The following is a 20,303-nucleotide window of genomic DNA, read 5'->3' as shown; positions in this document are numbered from 1 at the left end:
CATAACAACGTGGCTGTGTCTAGTTACAAGGGGTAAGATTTGATTTATTTTAGGAAAAGAGGTGTCCTGTGTTAAAAGGAAAAACGGTAATCGTCCAATTGCTTATTTTTGCTTTATATTTGACCATGTTATCTCCCTATCCGGTGCAGGCGGCGGAAGTGGAAAAAATACCTAGCTATTTTGCAGATCATTTCGATAAAATGAAGATAAACGATACATGGAATGCCATTGAAGGCCCATGGTCCATTGATGCTGGCAGACTGTCGGTAGCGAAAGGCCAAGGCTATAAAGCGATCTCCAACAAGGATGACATGAGCGACTTTACGATTGAGTCAGATATTCGTGTGGCTGATCGTAATGGAGACGCTGGCCTTCTATTCCGAACTGTAAGCGCAACACCAGGCGCTGATAATGTGCGTGGTTATTATGCTGGACTTAGCGCGACCGGAACAGGAGCGGTCATGCTTGGCCGCATGAGCAACAATTGGACGGAATTAAAGCGTTCCAATGTAACCATTAATCCGAATACGGATTATCGTTTGAAAGTTTCTGCAGTAGGCAGTCAAATCAACGTATATGTCAATGATGTGTTAGTTTTGCAGCAAACTGACAGCACGTACACTCAAGGTAGAGTTGGCGTTAGAATGTACAATTCAACGCCATCGTACGACAATATAGTAGTGAAATCCGTGGGAGGCGATACGTTGTTATCGGATAACTTCGATACGCCGGCAGAACAAACGATTGAACATTGGAATGTGGTGGATGGAAGCTGGAAATTGCAATCCGGAGCCATTACGGTCAATAAAGGTGACGGTTACAAAATGCTGGCTCAGGACGCTGAATTCCAAGATATGACGCTGGAAAGCGATATTAAACTGCCGAGCGATACAGGTACAGGAGATGCAGGACTGCTCTTTAAGACACAAAGCGCAACACCCGGGGCCGATAATGTAAAAGGTTACTATGCCGGTTTAAGCGGCGATGGCAAGGTCACACTTGGCCGCATGAACAATAACTGGACCCCGCTGAAGCAAGTCAAAGTGTTCGATACGATCGATCCGAATCGTTTCTATCACATGAAGGTCGTCACGTATCAGAATGACATTAAAGTGTATGTAAACGATTCCCAAAAACCCGTCCTCACCTTCACGGACGACAGCCCGCAGAAATATACGAAAGGCGGAATCGGTTTACGAAGTTACCGTGCGCAGGCGAGCTACGATAATGTCATCGCAAGTGAATATGTGGTGCCGGACAAAGAATTCACTTCACCTGTAGCGAATAAGGATCCACTGGTGCAAACGCCTTTTATCCCGCTGCCGCTTGGTTCAGTTGAAGCCAAAGGCTGGCTGCTGAAGCAGCTTGAACTTCAGCGCGACGGGGCTACAGGATATGCTGAGGATTTATACGGAGAACTCAGTACGAACGCTGCTTGGCTTGGCGGCACAGCGCCGGATTCGGACTGGGAGCGTCCTGTCTATTATTTGAAGGGACTAGTGCCTCTAGCTTACACGCTGAAAGATCCGAACTTAATTGCCAAATCCCAAAAATGGATTGAAGCCATCTTGGCAAGCCAGCAAGCGGACGGTTCCTTTGGTCCCCAAAGCAGCGATGATTGGTGGCCACGCATGGTCGCGCTCTATGTCATGAAGGATTACTATGAAGCTACGAATGATGCTCGTGTGCTTACGTTCATGACGAACTATTTCCACTACCAAGCCGCTCAATTACCGGCACGACCACTCAGAGACTGGGGCAAAGTGCGGGTAGGCGATAATATCGATACGGTACTTTGGTTGTACAACCGGACGGATGACGCTTTCTTATTGCAGTTGGCTGATACACTGGCTGGACAAGGGTATCCGATCACGGATACGTTTACGAACGACGGTTTCCAGAATTTCGGCAATGACTTCCAGCCGACTCATTCCGTTAACGTGAATGAAGCGATTAAAATGCCGGCTATTTATTATCAAAGATCACATGACAATGTGGATCGTGATGCCTTCCAAGCAGGCGTTGAGAATTTGACCAAGCATGCACAAATTACGGGAATGCCATCCGGTACAGAGATGTTGGCCGGCATTGCGTCTACGCAGGGCGTAGAGCTCTGTGCGATTACCGAGCGGATGCAAAGTAATGAAGAGGCGGCGATGATTCTCGGGGATCCTCACATTGGCGATGCGCTTGAGAAAATTGCCTTCAATTCATTGCCGGGCGCGATGGATAAGGACTTGAAGCTACATCAGTATTATTCATTGCCGAATCAGGTCGAGAGCAATATTGCCGATCATGGCTTCAAGCAAAACTATGATAACGGGATGATGCCTTCCCCGACTTCCGGTTTCCCTTGCTGCCGCTTTAATATGCATATGGGTTGGCCGTATTTTGTGAAAAATATGTGGGCAGCTACGAATGACGGTGGACTTGGCGTTATTGCTTATGGGCCAAGCCGCGTTTCGACCAAGATTAAGAATGCCAATGTAACGATTGAAGAAACAACGAACTATCCGTTTGAAGATCAAATCGGGTTTGAAGTGAACACGTCACAATCCGTAAGTTTTCCACTCAAGCTAAGAATTCCGGCATGGGCGGATCAACCGACGGTTACGGTGAACGGCCAAGCTCAGGCGGCTGTGAAGGCGGGAGAATACCTGACGATCGACAGAACATGGGCAGCGGGTGATCATGTTGTTCTGACGGTGCCAATGAAATTGAAAACATCGACGTGGGTTAACAACTCCGTCGGGATCGAACGCGGTCCACTCGTGTTCTCTCTTCAAGTGGAAGAAGATTGGCAAGTACAATCGAATCCGATTGCAGCCGTGCCAGGATTGAATAGCACAGCGCTTGGGTTCAGCCAGTTCCGTGTGCTTTCCAAAACACCGTGGAACTACGGGTTATTGATTGACCGTGAACATCCGGAGGAATCCATTGAGGTTGTGCAGGGGCCAATGCCTGAGAATCCTTTCATCCAGGCGACTAGTCCAGTCAAGCTGATTGCCAAAGCGAAGAAGATTCCTGCATGGGGCAAATCGGCCAACAATGTAGAAGCCTCCGAACCGCCAATCGGGCCGCTGCTTTCGACAGAGCCGACGGAGAACATTACGCTGGTTCCATATGGGGCGGAGAACTTGCGGGTCAGTTATTTCCCGGAGTTGACCGAGAATCCGGACGCCGTCGCTTCCATTAAATATGAGGCTGAACAAGCCGAGTTGTTCAAAGCAAAAGTGAATACAAACAACAATTATGCATCCGGTAAAAGCTATGTAGGTGAAATTGACTACGCGGATAGCTATGTGAAGTTTGGGGATATTCAGGCCGCAGCAGCCGGTACGTATACGGTTGATGTCTGGTTTGCCAATGGCAGTGATTTTACAGCTGCGACAGGTAAAATGCTCGTGAACGGCAAGGAACAGTCGTTCAAGCTCCAAGGTACTCAAAACTGGGGCAGGTTTATGGCGATCCCTGTGAAAGTCGAGCTGAACGAGGGCTCCAACACGATCACGTTCATGAAAGGCACTGGTTTCTATGAGTTGGATTATATTGTCGTTAGACCGCTGCAAGCCGCTGTAACCGAACCATCTACTCCAGCTTCTGCGACTTTGACGGGACCTGCCGAAGTTCAGGCGAGTGATCCGTTTGACGTTGAATTAGGATTCACAAGCGTTACTGAGCGTGTTTATGCCGAGGATTTAAACATTAGCTACGACCCTAATCTAGTGGAATATGTAGGTGTAGATGAGCTGAAGGAAGGATTTAAAGTTGTAGATCAATTACAAACTCCTGGTAAGGTACGTATCATTATGGTTAATTTGGGAGCAGGTAATATCAATGATCACTTGTTGAAGCTGAAGTGGAAAGCCAAATCCATTGCCCAACCGAGCAGCACGAACATCACGTTAACGAAAGCTGTTATTGCTGATGCCAACGGCATAGAAACACAGCTCGATAGTGTTACGCACAGCTTGCAAATCGCAACTGTCGTTGACAAAGCAGCCTTGAACAATTTGATTGCTCAGGCACAAGATAAGCATCAAACCGCAACCGAAGGCTCAAGTCCAGGCAACTATCCTGTTGGCTCGAAGGCTGCTCTCTGGTCTGCGATTAGTCAAGCCAAAGCCGTCGCTGATAACACAGCATCGACACAAGGTGAAGTCGAGCAAGCGATCGTGGCATTGCGTGAAGCTTTGAACAGCTTCTTGAATTCAGTCCTAACGGCCAGCCCTGGAGATACGAATGGAGACGGCAAATATTCCATCGCGGATCTAGGCATATTAGCGGCCGCCTACGGGAAGTCTTCCAAGGACGCGGACTGGGAGAAATACAAACAATTTGATTTGTTTAACGATGATCAAATTGACATTAAAGATTTAGCGATCATGGCGCAAAAAATTCTGCAATAGGTGTAAGAGGGACGTTCCGGACAGACCACGAGGTGGATCTGTGCGGAGCGTCTTTCTTTGAATCGGATGGATAGATTGCGCTGAATCGGATTCTTGTCTGAAAAGTATAAAGGAAAACCAAATAATCTAAATACAAAAAGTGCTGTATCCATCATGATGAAGATAACCACAGCATGGTTACATAGGTGATTTAAGGGGGAGGATTTCGTTTGAACAGAGTATTTGCTTTTCAACACAAACAGATTCGACAAGTATGGGCGTATATGCTGCTCTTATGCATGGCAGTCACGTATTTGCCTGTTGCCTCGGTTTCGGCGGCAGCAGGAGATCCATTGCCTGTATTTCGAGAGGATTTCAGTGATGGCAATGCAGATGGTTGGACAACCTATGGGTCGGCGGATGCCGGGAACAGAGGAAGTTGGACGGTTAATGCGGCCAAGCAGTATAAATCGACTGGCGCACCTGGCTTAAAGACGGTGTATGAAAGCACAAATTTTAAAGATCTGGTCTATGAAGCGGATCTTCAAGTTGCCGGGATCAATGATGATCAATCGGGGCTTTTGTTCCGGGTCACAACGCTAACAGGTAACGTGCCGGATGGGTATAATGGTTACTTCGCAGCTCTGCGTGTGGACAAGACCCTTATGCTTTCGAGGGTAACCGGGGCGGGTGGCAATGAATATAAGGAATTGCAGAAAGTGCCGTATCCTTATGCGAGCGGCCATATGAAAGTCGTCGCGGTAGGCAATCACATTCAGATCTTCGTTGAGGATATGAATACGCCTAAGATTGACTTCATCGATAATGACGGCAAGCAGATTACATCCTCCGGTTCCATTGGTCTTCGAACATGGTGGGGCGGGGCGACCTTCGATAATCTTGAAGCAAAAGCGTATAGCGCTGCAGCGACGTTTGCGCCTGAGTTTAGCGTAACGTCCGGGGTTTACGACAGTGCGCAGCACGTTGCCATGACTTCGGCGACAGACGGGGCGACGATTCGGTACACGCTTGACGGCACACTGCCGAATGCGACTTCTCCCATCTACACGTCACCGATTGGGGTAACATCGGATACGATCCTTAAAGCCTATGCGGAAAAAGCAGGGGAAATGGTCTCGGATGTGGTGACAGCCTCGTACATCATTGCGCAGAGTGAGCAAGTCTTCGCGGATGATTTCAGCGATGGCGTTGCGGACGGCTGGACGAATTATATGGGTGCGGCAGTAGGTACCCCGACATCCTGGTCAGTAACACAAGGCGTTTACAGCTATATGGCTGTGAATCCAAGAGGTGCAAAGTCGGTCGTGGATGCGGTTTATCAAAATTTCGTGTTTGAAGTGGATGTGAATCCGCAGGATGCGATCGCGAATAATAGCGGAGTCATTTTCCGGGCGACGGCGCCGGCTGACGGCGTAGATAAAGTTAATGCATACTACGCTGGTATGAACGCTGCTGGAAAGCTTCAAGTCGGCAAAATGAGCACAGCGGGTGCGTCCGGCACCTGGACGGAAATCGCGTCAACGGTTGTGAGCGGTGTCAACCCGAATGCCTACAATCATCTGAAAGTGATTGGTGTTGGGACGCATTTCTACATCTATGTGAATGATAAGCTTGCATTTGATTTTATAGACGCAACGTACGCATCAGGTACTGTTGGGCTGAGAGCTTGGAACGATGATAAAGCGGTTACCTACGACAATGTCTCTTTGCAGCGCTTGACGGCGGTTGTGCTGCCAGTTGCAGCGCCGGCCATTAGTCCAGCATCGGGTACGTTCCCTAATACGCAAATCGTCACATTAACGAGCTCGACCGCAGATGCCGATATCCACTTCACTTTAGACGGCAGTTTCCCTACCGCTGCATCGCCTGTTTACAGTGGACCTATCACTTTGACGGCAACTACGACGGTGAAAGCTTACGCGACCAAAAGCGGCATGCTCGATTCAGCGGAGCAAAGCGCTACGTTTACGTTAGTCAGCCGTACTTTCTCGGATGATTTCGACGACGACAATGCGAACGGCTGGAAGACGTACCAAGGCACATGGAATGTATCCGGCAAAGCCTATCAAATAACGGATAAAGGCCCAGGATACAAATCCGTAGCGGATGGCACTTCGTTCAGCAACTTTGAATACGAAGCGGATATCACAATGAAAGACGGCGTAAATAACGATAATGCCGGTTTAATCTTCCGTGTTACGGATCCTAGCAATGGCGGAGATAATTTGAAGGGCTATTATGCAGGAATCACTTCTAATGGCCGTGTTCAATTGGGCAAATTCAACAACAACTGGAAAGAGCTGGCCTCCATTTTATATCCGATCCAGCAAAATAGAGCCTATCATATGAAGGTGACGGCAGTAGGCAGCCATATCGATATTTATATCGATGGTGAGCATATTGTAAGTGCGGTAGATACCTCCTATACGACGGGAGCTATCGGTGTCAGAGCGCACTATGTTGCGACCAGCTATGACAATCTATTTGTCAAAGACCTGGGCGAAGTTCAGATGCCGACCTATGACTGGTCTTGGGTAAAAGGCGCGGTTTTCGTGCCAACCAATGTGGTGAACCAGATTCAACAATGGAATGAGTACGATCATGACATCAACGATCGTGAATTAGGATATGCGCAAATGTATGGCATCAATTTTGTGCGGGTATTCGTGCATAACTTGTTGTGGAAAGATAACAGCGCCAAGCTGCTTGCCAATCTGGAAGATTTCTTGGCACTTGCCGACAAACATGGCATTAAGGTCGAGCTTGCTTTCTTCGACGATTGTTGGGATGACTATCCGGTCATGGGGCCTCAGTTGCCACCTAGATACGGTGCGCATAACAGCCGTTGGGTAGAAGGTCCGGGCGATGCAGTGAAAGCGAACTATGAGGCTAACAAGCAAGACTTGAAGGAGTATGTACAAGGTGTCGTAACAGCGCATAAAAACGATCCGAGAATTGCTTTTTGGAACATTTATAATGAACCAAGCAATGGCGAGACCGGTCTTATGGACCAAATCACGAAGCAAATTATGAACGATGCGCGGATTTGGATCAAAGAAATCGACACCGTGCACCCGGTGTCTTCAACAGCCGGCCAATTTAGCGGTGAAGCTACTTCGGACTTCATTACTTGGCATCCCTATGAGGCGGACTATCCGACTCCTTACGGGGTCAACAAGGGCATTCTTGCGGATGAAGCCATGAACCGTTCGACACAAACCGTTCCGGGCATCGTGGAACACTATGGGGATAAAGGCATTGGCTACGTCATGTGGGAGTTTGGTATTGGCCGGGATAACACACGTTTCCCTTGGGGATCGGACACGAATCCGATGACTTCGGAACCGACGATGCCTTTCCATGGAATCGCGTATCCGGATGGACATCCTTGGGATGTCAATGATATTAAAGCGCTGACAGGTGCTGCATTCGACACGCTGCCCCTATTCAACGTGAACTATTACAAAGATGATCAATTTACATCGTTAGCCAAATCTTCCATCACGCCAAAAATTGATTTTGACCTTGGGGATGAGAAGGGGACAGGAGCTTCCGATCCAAGCGTCGGAATTGGCGAAGACCATTTCTCAACACGATGGATGGGGACTGTGCAGCCTGCGAATACAGGAACGCACACGATCTATGTTGATAGCGACAACATCGCTAGAGTGTGGATTGGCGAGCTACTAGTCGTTAATAAAACAAGCGGTACAAGAGAAGAAAAAACCGGGACGATTACCTTAACAGCCGGCCAACAGTACCCGATTAAAGTCGAGTATGTGCATGCAACGGGCGACGCAAGCTTACATGTGAAATGGTCGCACGCGAATTTAATTAAACAAGCCTTAACACCTGTTTATTCAGGTAAAAGTGTGCAGTCTGTTACTTTGGATGCAGCAACATTAACTGTAAAGGTCGACGAAACGAAAAAACTGACAGCTACGATTGCGCCTGAAGATGCTTCTAGCCGACAGTTAACGTGGAGCTCCAGCCACACAGGTACGGTGAGAGTTGACAACAACGGATACGTGAAAGGGATTAACAAAGGAACAGCGACCATTACGGTTACCGCAGCGGGAGGCGTTAGCGCTTCAGCCGTGGTGACAGTTACGGATAGCGGTACGTTCAAAAACCCGATCGTCCCTGTGTCCAGTGGTGCGGGTTCGGCAGATCCGAGCGTTGTATTTAAGGATGGCTACTATTATTATGTAAAATCGGAGAATGACGGTTCGATTCAGGTAGCGAAAGCCAAACGCCTGCAAGATATCGGAATCGTACCTCGCGTAACGGTCTATACACCGCCTGTTGGACAAGTGTATTCGAAGGAACTATGGGCGCCTGAGATTCAGTATTTGAGTGGCAAATGGTACATCTATGTCGCAGCGGATGATGGCAACAATAATAATCACCGGATGTATGTGATCGAAGGCGATTCGCAAGACGCGCAAGGAACTTATACGATGAAAGGAAAGATTGCAGATGCCACAAACAAATGGGCTATTGACGGCACGGTCTTAACGAAAAGCGATAACTCCATGTACTTCGTGTGGTCTGGCTGGGAAGGCGACACCAATGTCAGTCAAAATTTATACATCGCTCCGATGAGCAATCCTTGGACAATTAGCGGCCCTAGAGTTCTGTTGTCTACGCCAGATCAAGCTTGGGAACTGATAGGCGCACCACCTAGCATTAATGAAGCTCCGGAGGTTTTGATGAAAGATGATAAGATTTTTATCGTCTATTCGGCAAGCGGCAGTTGGACGGATGATTATACGTTAGGCATGTTGACGAATACGGATGGCGATGTGTTGAATCCTGCTGCTTGGACGAAGTCGGGTCCTGTATTTAGCAAAACTCCGGGTGCCTTCGGTCCGGGACATAACAGCTTCACCAAGTCCCCGGATGGTACGGAGGATTGGATCGTGTACCATGCTGATCTTAAATCCGGCGGAAGCTGGGGCAATCGTAGCGTTCGTGCGCAAAAATTTACCTGGAACCAAGATGGCACGCCAAACTTTGGCATACCGGTGGCATATGGCTCGTTGGTTCAAGAACCATCCGGCACGCCGTCCGTCTCCCTGTACAGCTATGAGGCAGAGGACGCTGTTCTTGGCGGAAATGCAAGAGTCAACAGCTCGGACGACGCTTCCGGCGGTAAAGTAGTCGGTTATGTGGACACGGCTGGCAGCGACTATATCTTATTTAACGTCAACGTAGAAGAAGCGGGCACATATACCATGACGGTTATGGCTTCTAACGGAACGGGTGGCACGGTCATTTCCCAACACGATGTTTTCGTCAACAATGGCGCTAATCAAGTCATTGATTACAAACAATTCGGCTGGGGTCGTTACAATCCGTCTTCCATAACGGTAACGTTAAATCAAGGATTGAACACGATTAAGTTGACTAAAAAGACGAACTTTGCTGAGGTCGACAGGCTTATTCTTGAGCTTAAGGAGCCAGCAAATCCAACGGGGAATAGAGCTGCTCTCTTGGCAGCGATCGCTTCGGCTCAAAGGAAGCATGATCAAGCCGTTGAAGCTGCGCAAGATGGCTTCTACGCGGCAGGCGCCAAAGCGGCCTTGCAAGCAGCCATCGATCAAGCTGCGCTTGTTGCAGGCAATGGCGCTTCAACAGAGGAGCAGCTGATTGCGGCCATTAACATGCTGGCAGAGGAAGTTACTGCTTTTGAAGCGAAGAAAATCAATGCCGACCTTAATTCGGGAGGCTTTAGCGTGGGCGATTTAGCGATCGTTGCGGCAGCGTATGGCAAGAAGCAAGGCGATGCGGATTGGGACACGGCAGGGAAGAAAGCAGACGTCAACATGGATAACAAAGTGGATATCGCAGATCTTGTCATTGTTGCGAGAGCGATCATGCAATAAACAACTGTCCGGCCATACAATTGGCCGGACTTTTTGTATTTATTGGCGGGAGGAGGGCGCTTGGCAAAGTGTTGGGGAACTGTGGTCCGCTATTTGGACTAATTGCAGCCAATTGATGAGGTAGTGAGAACTATGGTCCGCTATTTCGTCATGATTGAGTGATATGTCTGCTTGATCGAGCGAATAGAGCCCTGTAGTTCCCCTCGGATGCCAAAAGCGGCTGTTTTGCCTGGAATAGCGTCCTGTAGTTCCCTTTGGTGGGAGAGTTCTAGCGGTTTTCATCCACTATGACGGAATAAAGCAAAAAATGACTTTTACGTGTAAAGACCTTTACCTGGTTAAATATTACACTAAGGTTGTAAATAATTATTTCGAGGAGGAACACAAATGGTACAAAGAAAAAGAGTCATGGGGGCACTTGTAACAGCAACGGTGTTAATGTCATTGGTCGCAGGCTGCGGGGCTAAAACAACAGAAACGACTTCCGCTACAACAGCGCCTCAAGCTACGAAGGCGGCAGAGGCAGCTAAAGCAGGAGATGGCAAAGTTACCGTTGGTTTCTCCCAAATCGGAGCGGAGAGCGGCTGGCGCGGTGCGGAAACGCAATCCATTCAAGATACAGCCAAGGCTGATCCTACGATCGATTTGAAGTTCTCTGATGCGCAGCAAAAACAAGAAAACCAAATCAAAGCCATTCGCTCTTTTATCGCCCAAAAGGTTGATGTCATCGCCATGGCTCCTGTCGTAGAAACAGGCTGGGAAGCTGTTCTGAAAGAAGCGAAAGATGCGAAAATTCCGGTTATCCTCGTTGACCGTGGCATCGACAAAAAGAATGAAGATCTATACACAAGCTTCATTGGTTCTGACTTTATCGTGGAAGGCCAAAACGCAGCCAAAGCAATGGCTGAGCACCTTGGAGACAAAGGGAATATCGTTGAGCTGGAAGGAACTGTTGGCGCGAGCGCAGCAACCGACCGTAAAAAAGGCTTTGACGATGAGATGAAAAATCACCCGAACATTAAAATCGTAAAATCGCAAAGCGGTGATTTCAACCGTGCAACAGGTAAACAAGTCATGGAAGCGATCTTGAAATCCCCTGAAGGTAAAGATATTCAAGGCGTATACGCTCATAACGATGACATGGCTCTAGGAGCAATTCAAGCGATTGAAGAAGCTGGTAAAAAACCAGGTTCAGACGTGAAAATCGTTTCCATTGACGGTATTAAAGAAGCTTTCGAAGCTGTCAAAGCCGGCAAGCTGAATACGGTTGTTGAGTGTAACCCACTTCTCGGACCTCAATTGTTCCAAGCGGCAAAAGACCTGAAAGCCGGAAAACAGCTTCCGAAATGGATTAAATCCAACGAAGATGTGTTCACAGGCCAAAAAGCTATCGACGCTCTGCCAAATCGTAAGTACTAAGATAAATAGAGAATTAAACGAAATCAAGAGTCAATCGGAGCTCTTGATTTCGTTCATCCAAGAATGAATAAAGGAGTGGAGAGGAATGCAGCAGCAACCCGTATTAACGATGACTGGCGTTAGCAAATTTTTCCCTGGTGTCAAAGCTTTAACGAATGTGGATTTTCAGCTTAAAAGAGGAGAAATTCATGCTTTGATGGGACAGAATGGCGCAGGGAAATCCACCTTGATTAAAGTTTTGACAGGTGTGCATGAGATGGACCAAGGCATCGTTACTTTGAACGGCCAGGAAGTGCATATTAAATCTCCAAAGGATGCGCAGGCTTTGGGCATCAGTACGGTTTACCAAGAAGTGAATCTGTGCCCGAATTTATCCGTTGCGGAGAATTTGTTCATCGGCCGCCAACCCCGTAAGCGCGGAGGAAGCATCGATTGGCACGCCTTGAACCATAAGGCGGAGGAACTGCTGGAGCGATTGAGCATCCAACTAGACGTAACGAAGCCGCTTTCCGAGTTCTCCGTAGCGATCCAGCAGATGGTGGCGATTGCTCGAGCAGTCGATATTTCTTCCGGGCTGCTTATTCTGGATGAACCGACGTCCAGCCTGGATCAGCAGGAGGTCAAGGAACTTTTCCGAATTATGAGGAAACTGAAGGACGAGGGGATGGCAATCGTCTTCGTTACGCACTTCATGGATCAAGTCTATGAGGTATCCGATCGCATTACGGTGCTAAGAAACGGCGAGTTGGTAGGCGAGTACTTAACGGAGGAATTGCCGAGAATTAACCTGATTTCCAAGATGATTGGCCGTGAATGGACGGATGAAGAACAGCAAAGCAAGATTGTCGGAATGAAAAAAGGCGAGGTGTGGGTGTCAGCCAAACAATTAGGACGTCGAGGTTCCATGGAGCCATTTGATATAACGGTTCGCAAAGGAGAGGTTTTAGGACTTGCAGGTTTGCTCGGATCGGGGCGTACGGAAATCGCAAAGTTGATTTTTGGCATCGATAAGGCGGATGAAGGTGCCATGACGATCGATAATGATAAGATCCGCACCATGTTTCCTAAGAAAGCGATCGAATACGGTTTAGCATTTTGTCCGGAAGATCGTAAGGTTGAAGGCATTATCGGGGAATTGACGGTTCGGGAAAATATTGTGCTCGCGCTGCAAGCCAAACGCGGAATCTTGCATAATTTATCGCTTCGCAAGCAGCAAGAAATCGCAGAGTATTATATGAAGCTGCTTAGCATCAAGGCTTCCAGCATGGAGCAAAGAATTGATCAGCTTAGCGGAGGGAATCAGCAGAAGGCGATATTGGCGAGATGGTTAGCGACAGAACCGAAGCTCCTCATTTTAGATGAGCCGACTCGCGGTATTGACGTAGGCTCCAAAGCGGAAATTCGCAAACTAATTTTATCGCTTGCAGCGGAGGGAATGACCATTTTGATGATCACATCGGAATGGGAAGAGATGGTTGGCTGCTGTGACCGCATTCTGGTATTGCGTGATCGGCAGATCATCGGTGAATTGAACGGGAACGAAATCGGTGAACAACGAATTATGCAGATGATTGCAGAGGGAGGGTATAAAAATGACGCCGCTAAAGAGCATGTTTCATAATGCGATTCGCTCCAAATTGTTTTGGCCCTCACTAGGGATCGCGGTAATTTTGCTATTTAATGCCCTGTTTACTCCTGGTTTTTTCAATATTCGGATACAAGACGGGCACTTATTTGGAAGTTTGATTGATATTTTAAACAGAGGAACACCAATCCTTATCATAGCGCTGGGCATGACGCTGGTTATTGCCAAAGAAGGAATCGATATCTCGGTAGGTTCCGTGCTGGCGATTGCCGCTTCCTTGGCCGCATTTCTGTTGCAGAAACATGTTCCGTTCGTTTTAGCCTTATTGGCAGGTTTGGGAATCGGCGTACTGTGCGGGTACTGGAATGGCTTACTCGTAGCGAAGTTGAAAATTCAACCGATGATCGCCACACTGATCTTGTTAACCGTAGGTCGAGGCATCGCACAGCTGATCTCCGGCGGAAAGATTATTACGATCTCCGATAAAGCTTACCGCTTTGTAGGAGGAGGCTATTTGCTCGGGTTGCCTTTTGCCGTTATTTTGGCCGTCGTTGTTTTTGTTGTTTTACATGTCATTACACGGAAAACGGCTTTTGGGTTGTTCCTGGAATCCGTTGGTTCCAACCGCGTTTCCAGTGAATTTGCCGGCATTAATTCTACACGCATTATGATGTCTGTCTATGTAATTTGCGGCTTTTGCGCAGCCCTTGCCGGCATTATTGTCAGCTCCAATATTACAGGCGCAGATTCTAACAATGCCGGGTTATGGTTCGAGCTCGACGCGATCCTGGCCGTTGTTATCGGCGGCACCTCCATGCGAGGCGGACGTTTCTACTTAGGCGGCACCGTGTTAGGCGCTCTATTCATCCAAACTTTAACGACGACGATTTACACGTTAGGCGTCCCATCGGAGTCGGTTATGGTTGTCAAAGCCGTCGTTATTATTCTTGTCAGCTTAGTCCAGTCTGACGTATTAAGAAGTATGTTCAGTCGTACGTTTAGCCGAAAAACGGGAAAGAAGGTGCTTGTTCATGAAAATGCCGCTTAAAATTACATCCTCCAACATCACCATTCTTGCCACGATTCTATTGTTCATTTCGCTATATGGAACAGGCTCCGCGATGTTTGACAGCTTTTTCTCCATGCAAGTCTTTTTAAATTTGTTCGTTGATAACGCGTTTCTGATTATTGTGGCGACGGGCCTTGCATTTGTCATTGTAACAGGCGGAATCGATCTTTCCGTTGCGTCGTTGATTGCTTTGGTCAGTGTCCTGTCCGCCGTTATGCTAAGAGCGGGCATTCATCCATTCGTTGTTATGCCAAGCGTGTTGCTGCTAGGCACTATATTTGGATTATTGCAAGGTTATCTGATTTGCCGTTTCCATATTCATCCGTGGATTGTCACGCTCGGCGGCATGTTTTTGGCACGTGGCACGTGCTTTTTGATCAGTCCGGAGAGTATCGTGATTGATAATCCCATTTACAGCGCCATTTCCAACTTCAGAATTCCTTTGCCAGGGGATGGGTCTATCTCCATTGGGGTTGTTGTCGCGTTAGTTACCGTCGCTGCAGCTGTTTATGTTTCAAGATATACGGCGTTTGGCCGAAATGTTTATGCAATTGGCGGGAATGAGAAATCTGCAGAATTAATGGGTCTTCCTGTGTATGTGACCAAATTAGCGGTGTATACGCTTAGCGGATTTTGCTCGGCATTAAGCGGAATCGTGTTTACCTTCTACATGCTGTCCGGTTATGGCCTTCATTTAATGGGAGGCGAGATGGACGCAATTGCGGCTTGTGTTATTGGGGGCATTCTCTTAACAGGCGGATTCGGTTATTTCGTAGGTCCAATGCTCGGTGTTTTGAGTGCCGGCGTTATTCAAACGATGATTATGTTTCAAGGGTCTTTAAGCTCCTGGTGGACGAAAATCGTGATCGGTTTTCTCTTGTTTGCCTTCATCGCCCTGCAGCGGGCCATCGTATCGAGAAGGGAAAGAAAGCGGAATCCGCATAACCCGAAAAAAACGAAAAGTACCGTCCAAAACGTAGTTCAGTTGTGATATTATAAGAACCAGATCAATTAAGAGGAGGATCGCAGTGAGAGCATATCTTCGTTGGTGGCACGATCGCAGCATACGTTTTAAGCTAAACTGCATCTTTCTCTTAATTATTCTTATCTCTATTCTTACGCTCAGCTTTTGGGGCATTCGAACATACAGCAGTTACTCCGAGAATCAAGCGGATCAAAGTACGTTGCAAATGATTCATCAGGTAGAAAGCAATGTGGATTACTATATCGAGCATCTGAAAGATGTTCAACATTACATAAGCCAGGATCCGGAAGTCGAGAAGTTTATGCAAATGAAGGGGCAAGAACCTTCTAAAGATGAAGTTGCACGGATTGACAAGACGTTGTCCATGTACACAGAGCGCAATAAAGAAATCATGGGCATTATGTTGGTTAATAAAAGCGGGTCATTTACATCGCATGATATGTTTCGCATTACGCGCGATTCCTTGGTCGAAGAAAGCTGGTTTCAGGATGCGCTGAAAGCACCTAATGATACGATGATCATTAGTAATCCGATAGGGCGTAACGTTTCGACGTCCCAAAATTACAGTTCCTACGATGTATTATCGCTCGTACACGCAGTAGTGGATCCCCAAACGGAAGAAGTGCTGGGGGTCGTTCTTATGGATTTAAGAATGGATATGATTAAATCCATCTTCGAAAATGTGAAGCTCGGCAAATCCGGCTTTATGTACATCCTGGATCACAAAGGCAATATTGTGTATGCGCCAACGAATGATATTGTGTACCGTATTCAGAGTAAATGGCTGCCGGACGGTTCTCAAGGAAGTTTAACGCAGCAGATTAAAGGGCACGATTATCGCATTTTGTTCAATGATTCCGCAACGAATAAGTGGAGATTCATTGGGGTTATTCCAAATGACGATTACCAGAGAGTTATCACGGATATTCAGCTGTACACACTCATCGTTACCTTCATAACGATTGTTTTAGCGTCTTTGTTGTCCGCTTATTTTACCGGTACATTGATCCGTCCCATCCGCAAGCTGATGAGTTTGATGAGTCATGTGAAGAACGGTGAACTCAATCAACGTTTCGTCTCCGAAACCAAAGATGAGATCGGACAACTGGGCAACAGTTTTAATCATATGCTGGAAGAAATTAATAATTTAATTAATGTGGTTTATGCGGAGCAGAAAAAAAAGCGGGAAGCTGAGCTGCAAGTCCTTCAAGCCCAGATCAAACCGCATTTCCTATATAACACGCTGGATACCATCCAGTGGATGGCGCAAGAATATGAAGCCGACGATATTATTGAAGTGATCGGTGCGCTTACGAATCTATTCCGAATTGGCCTCAATCGCGGAAACGAGTGGATTCCCGTACGGGATGAGGTGAAACACGCCGAGAGCTATATGATTATTCAAATGTCCCGCTATATGGATAAATTAGATTTTAAATTCGATATTCCGGAACATTTGTACAGCTATCAGGTTCTCAAACTTATTTTGCAGCCTTTAATTGAAAACGCGATCTATCATGGCATCAAGGCAAGGACAGGCAAGGGGAAGATCAGTATTTGTGCTGAGCTGGAGTCGGATCTGATTTGTTTTCGAATCACAGATGATGGAGCTGGCATACCTCCGGAAAAACTGGAGGAAATCAATCAAATTTTACGTGGGGAGAAAATGCGCGAAGATCAGTATGGAATTGGCCTGTTCAATGTGAATGAGCGTATTCAGCTCACTTATGGTACCGCTTACGGGATTCAGATCTATAGTGCCCTTGGCAAAGGTACAACAGTCGAAATCAAGCATCCAATGGTGCAAGCAGTGAAAAAGACAGGATGAGGTGACGAATATGTGGAAACTTATGATTGCAGACGATGAACCACGCATTCGAAACGGTTTATGTAAAACGCTTCCATGGGCAGATATGGGCATTGAGGTTGTTGCAGAGGCTGAAAACGGCAAAGAAGCGCTGGAAATCGCGGCTTCGGCTTGTCCTGATCTGATGTTTGTGGATATCAATATGCCCTTCATGAACGGCCTTGAGTTGATCGAAAAATTGCATAATCAAAATCCGAATTGCCTGGTGATCGTTATCTCAGGCCATGATGAATTTGCTTACGCCCAGCAAGCTGTCCGTCTCAATGCCTTTGATTATTTGCTGAAGCCTGTGCAAAAAACGGAGCTCAGCTCAGCCGTCAACAAAGCGCTCGAAGTGCTGATGAAAGATAGAGTGGAGCAAAAGCATACGCAATGGATGAACCATAAATTGGAGTTCAATGCGGAAACGATGCGGGAAGAATTTTTCAGCAAATGGATTACCGGAAAGCTAACGAAGGAGCAGTTTGAGGAAGAATGGCTGTTTTTTCAACCGCAGTTCCACGGGAAAATCAGTATGCTGCTGCTAAAACCGCTCGGCAAAGTGACAGCGAATGCCCCAAGCAAAATTTGGGACCCGGGATTGCTTGAATTTGCCATCAAAAATATTTTAAGCGAAATGCTTCCGCAGCTGCCGATTTCTACGGTTTTTAGCGCTGAAAAGGGCCGAATAGCTGCCCTTACACAAATTTCAGATCTTAACAGTATACGAGCCATATATCAAGAGTTTGAACGTGTAGTCATGACCTATTTGGGAGTCAGCATGCTGCTTACGCATTCGGTTGTTGAACAGCTTGAACAAGTGCCTAAGCATTATGAAGAGATGAATCAGGAACTGATTCGTGAAAGCGCTTTGACTCCTATTGTTATGATGACGAAGAAATATTTGGAAACTTACTATTATAAAGAAGACTTGTCCTTGTCTGAAGTGGCCGAACAGATGAACGTCAATGCCACGTACTTGAGTAAATTGTTAAAAAGAGATTTGGGCAAATCATTTGTCGATTGTCTGACCGATATTCGGATCAAAAAAGCCATTCAATATTTGAATGATCCGACTTCCAAAATGTATGAAATTGCGAAAAAAGTCGGCTACCAATCGCAGCATTATTTCAGCCATACTTTCAAAAAAATGACAGGCGTTTCGCCACTGGAATATAGAAAGCGTGGAGACTACTAGGATGAAGGTTCCCTCAAAAAAAGGTTACATTTGGCTGCTTATTTTTAGCTTGATTGGCCTGGTTGTGGTCATGCTCGTCGCAAGCCTCTTGCACCTTAAAGCGGTAAAAGATGAACCTGATTTTTTAATTGGCATTAGCCAACCGAACTTGAATGAACCCCGGCAGCTGCTGATGAACAATGAAATACGGAAAGAAGCCGAAAAGCACAAGAACGTTAAGCTTATTTTTACCGATGCTGCTGAAAATAGTGAGAAGCAGGTTCACGATGTCCAGAAGCTGATGAAGTACGGCATCGATCTGCTTATTATTTCGCTGAATGACTCAGAGAAACTCACGCCGATCGTGACGGAGGTTTATAAGGACATACCTGTGATTGTCCTTGGGCGAGGCGTCACCGGCTATGATTATTCGCTTTTTATCGGGTCGGATAATCTGTCGATTGGCAAAAAATCGGGTAAGTTAGCTGCTGACTTACTGGGGGGCGCTACAGCCGATGTTGTGGAGATCAAAGGAGCCGTCAGTTCCAGATCCGTTGAAGAAACGAGCCGTGGGTTTCGAGATTATTTGTCGCAATCACCATCGATTCAGGTGGATAAAGTCATTGTCGGAGACTGGCAACGGGATCGAACAGAGGACGAGCTGAAGCGTATTTTACCAAGTTCTCCCGGAATCAAGCTCGTATTTGCGCATAGTGATGCCATGGCGTTAGGCGCATATCGCGCGATTGATGCTTTAGGTTTGAGCAATGTGCAAATTATCGGTATTGATGGATTGGACACGGTAAATGGAGGATTTGATCTAGTCAAACAAGGCGTTCTCAGCGGGACGGTTACTAGTCCGACAGGGGGCAGAGAGTCCATTCAATATGCACTCGATATTCTGAACCGTGAGAAGGTCATTCCCAAAAAAATTATTTTGCCAAGCCATGTTATCACGCAAAAAAATACCAGAGAGCTAGGTGCAGCCAGTGACCCTGGTTTGAAACAGATTGCTTCACGTATGAGTGTGAACCCGAAAAAAATGAAGTTGGGCGTAGCAGTTGTAGGCTCTGAAAGCAGCTGGCGGGCAGCCAACACCGAATCGATTAAAAATGCGGCGGCTCAAGACCTCGGCATCGACCTTATTATGCAAAATGCCGAGGGCAGCCAAGAAAAGCAAATCGAGATTATTCGGAGTTTTATTCAGCAACGGGTGGACGTTATTGCCTTCACGCCGATTGTGGAGTCCGGCTGGGATGATGTGTTGGCGGAAGCCAAGGTTGCTGGCATACCGGTCATTTTGACGGATCGCAAAGTGAAGCTGGAGGATGACTCCTTATGGACGACGTTCATCGGTTCGGACTTTGTTGAAGAGGGACGGCGAGCAGCCCGATGGCTTGTGGAGCACAAGCCTGTGTCCGGGGAAACCCAGATTGTAGAACTTCAAGGAACTGCAGGTTCCGCACCTGCCATTGAGCGTAGACAAGGTTTTGAAGAGGTGCTCTCTCAGCATGACGGATTTCGTGTGATCGCTTCGGAAGTCGGGGATTTCACAACGGAAAGCGGTCAGCAGTTAATGGGGAAAGTGCTTCAAGAGGGGAAGATACCGCAAGTTGTTTTTGCACATAATGATGATATGGCGCTTGGCGCGATTAAAGCGATTGAACAGACGGGCTTGAAGCCAGGCAAAGACATCATTGTCATTTCCGTGGATGCAACGAAACTTGCCTTTCAAGCTATGCTTGCCGGGAAGCTGAACATGTCCGTGGAGTGCAATCCCTTGCTGGGGCCACAAATTATCAAAGCGGCCAAAGATCTCGTCACAGGCAAGGAAATTCCGGTGAATATTATTACAGCGGAAAGTATTTTCTCTCAGGAAACGGCTAAACGGGATGTTTCTACACGAAAATATTAATAGAAGACGG

At 47.1% G+C, this 20,303-nt stretch carries 9 protein-coding genes; all 9 read left to right on the top strand.

Annotation, left to right across the window (positions count from 1 at the left end; translation table 11 throughout):
- Positions 1–68 precede the first annotated feature (68 nt).
- Positions 69–4,409 (top strand): 3-keto-alpha-glucoside-1,2-lyase-like domain-containing protein, encoded by a 4,341-nt coding sequence (locus AC3WTJ_RS25780; protein WP_492524251.1) that lies wholly within the window; start codon positions 69–71, stop codon positions 4,407–4,409.
- A gap of 209 nt (positions 4,410–4,618) precedes the next feature.
- A complete protein-coding gene (locus AC3WTJ_RS25775) occupies positions 4,619–10,297 on the top strand; it encodes a family 43 glycosylhydrolase (RefSeq protein ID WP_492524250.1) in 5,679 nt (1,892 codons plus the stop codon).
- Between the two features lie 387 nt (positions 10,298–10,684).
- Complete coding sequence (locus AC3WTJ_RS25770) at positions 10,685–11,716, top strand: ABC transporter substrate-binding protein (RefSeq protein WP_407868223.1); 1,032 nt, start codon at positions 10,685–10,687, stop codon at positions 11,714–11,716.
- Between the two features lie 85 nt (positions 11,717–11,801).
- On the top strand, positions 11,802–13,337 hold the full coding sequence (locus tag AC3WTJ_RS25765) for a sugar ABC transporter ATP-binding protein (protein WP_492524249.1): 1,536 nt from the start codon (positions 11,802–11,804) through the stop codon (positions 13,335–13,337).
- Positions 13,309–14,349 carry an ABC transporter permease gene (locus tag AC3WTJ_RS25760; RefSeq protein ID WP_492524248.1) on the top strand — a complete coding sequence of 347 codons (1,041 nt, stop codon included), beginning with the start codon at positions 13,309–13,311 and terminating at the stop codon, positions 14,347–14,349. The genes AC3WTJ_RS25765 and AC3WTJ_RS25760 overlap by 29 nt, the downstream gene beginning before the upstream one ends.
- A complete protein-coding gene (gene yjfF, locus AC3WTJ_RS25755; RefSeq protein ID WP_127450416.1) occupies positions 14,333–15,361 on the top strand; it encodes a galactofuranose ABC transporter, permease protein YjfF in 1,029 nt (342 codons plus the stop codon). Before AC3WTJ_RS25760 ends, yjfF begins: the two co-directional genes overlap by 17 nt.
- Before the next feature lie 37 nt (positions 15,362–15,398).
- Positions 15,399–17,183: a sensor histidine kinase gene (locus AC3WTJ_RS25750; protein ID WP_492524247.1), complete on the top strand. Its 1,785-nt coding sequence runs from the start codon at positions 15,399–15,401 to the stop codon at positions 17,181–17,183.
- Positions 17,184–17,193: 10 nt separating this feature from the next.
- Entirely contained in the window at positions 17,194–18,399 is a 1,206-nt protein-coding gene (locus AC3WTJ_RS25745; protein WP_492524246.1) for a response regulator transcription factor, read from the top strand.
- A 1-nt stretch (position 18,400) separates the two neighbouring features.
- Positions 18,401–20,293, top strand: coding sequence for a substrate-binding domain-containing protein (locus AC3WTJ_RS25740; RefSeq protein WP_492524245.1), 1,893 nt, complete (start codon positions 18,401–18,403; stop codon positions 20,291–20,293).
- Positions 20,294–20,303: the final 10 nt, after the last annotated feature.

This window comes from Paenibacillus sp. FW101-FHT12H11, assembly GCF_058790355.1.
The sequence above is the reverse complement of the archived record's forward strand: the minus strand, read 5'-3'. Positions and strand labels throughout refer to the sequence as shown.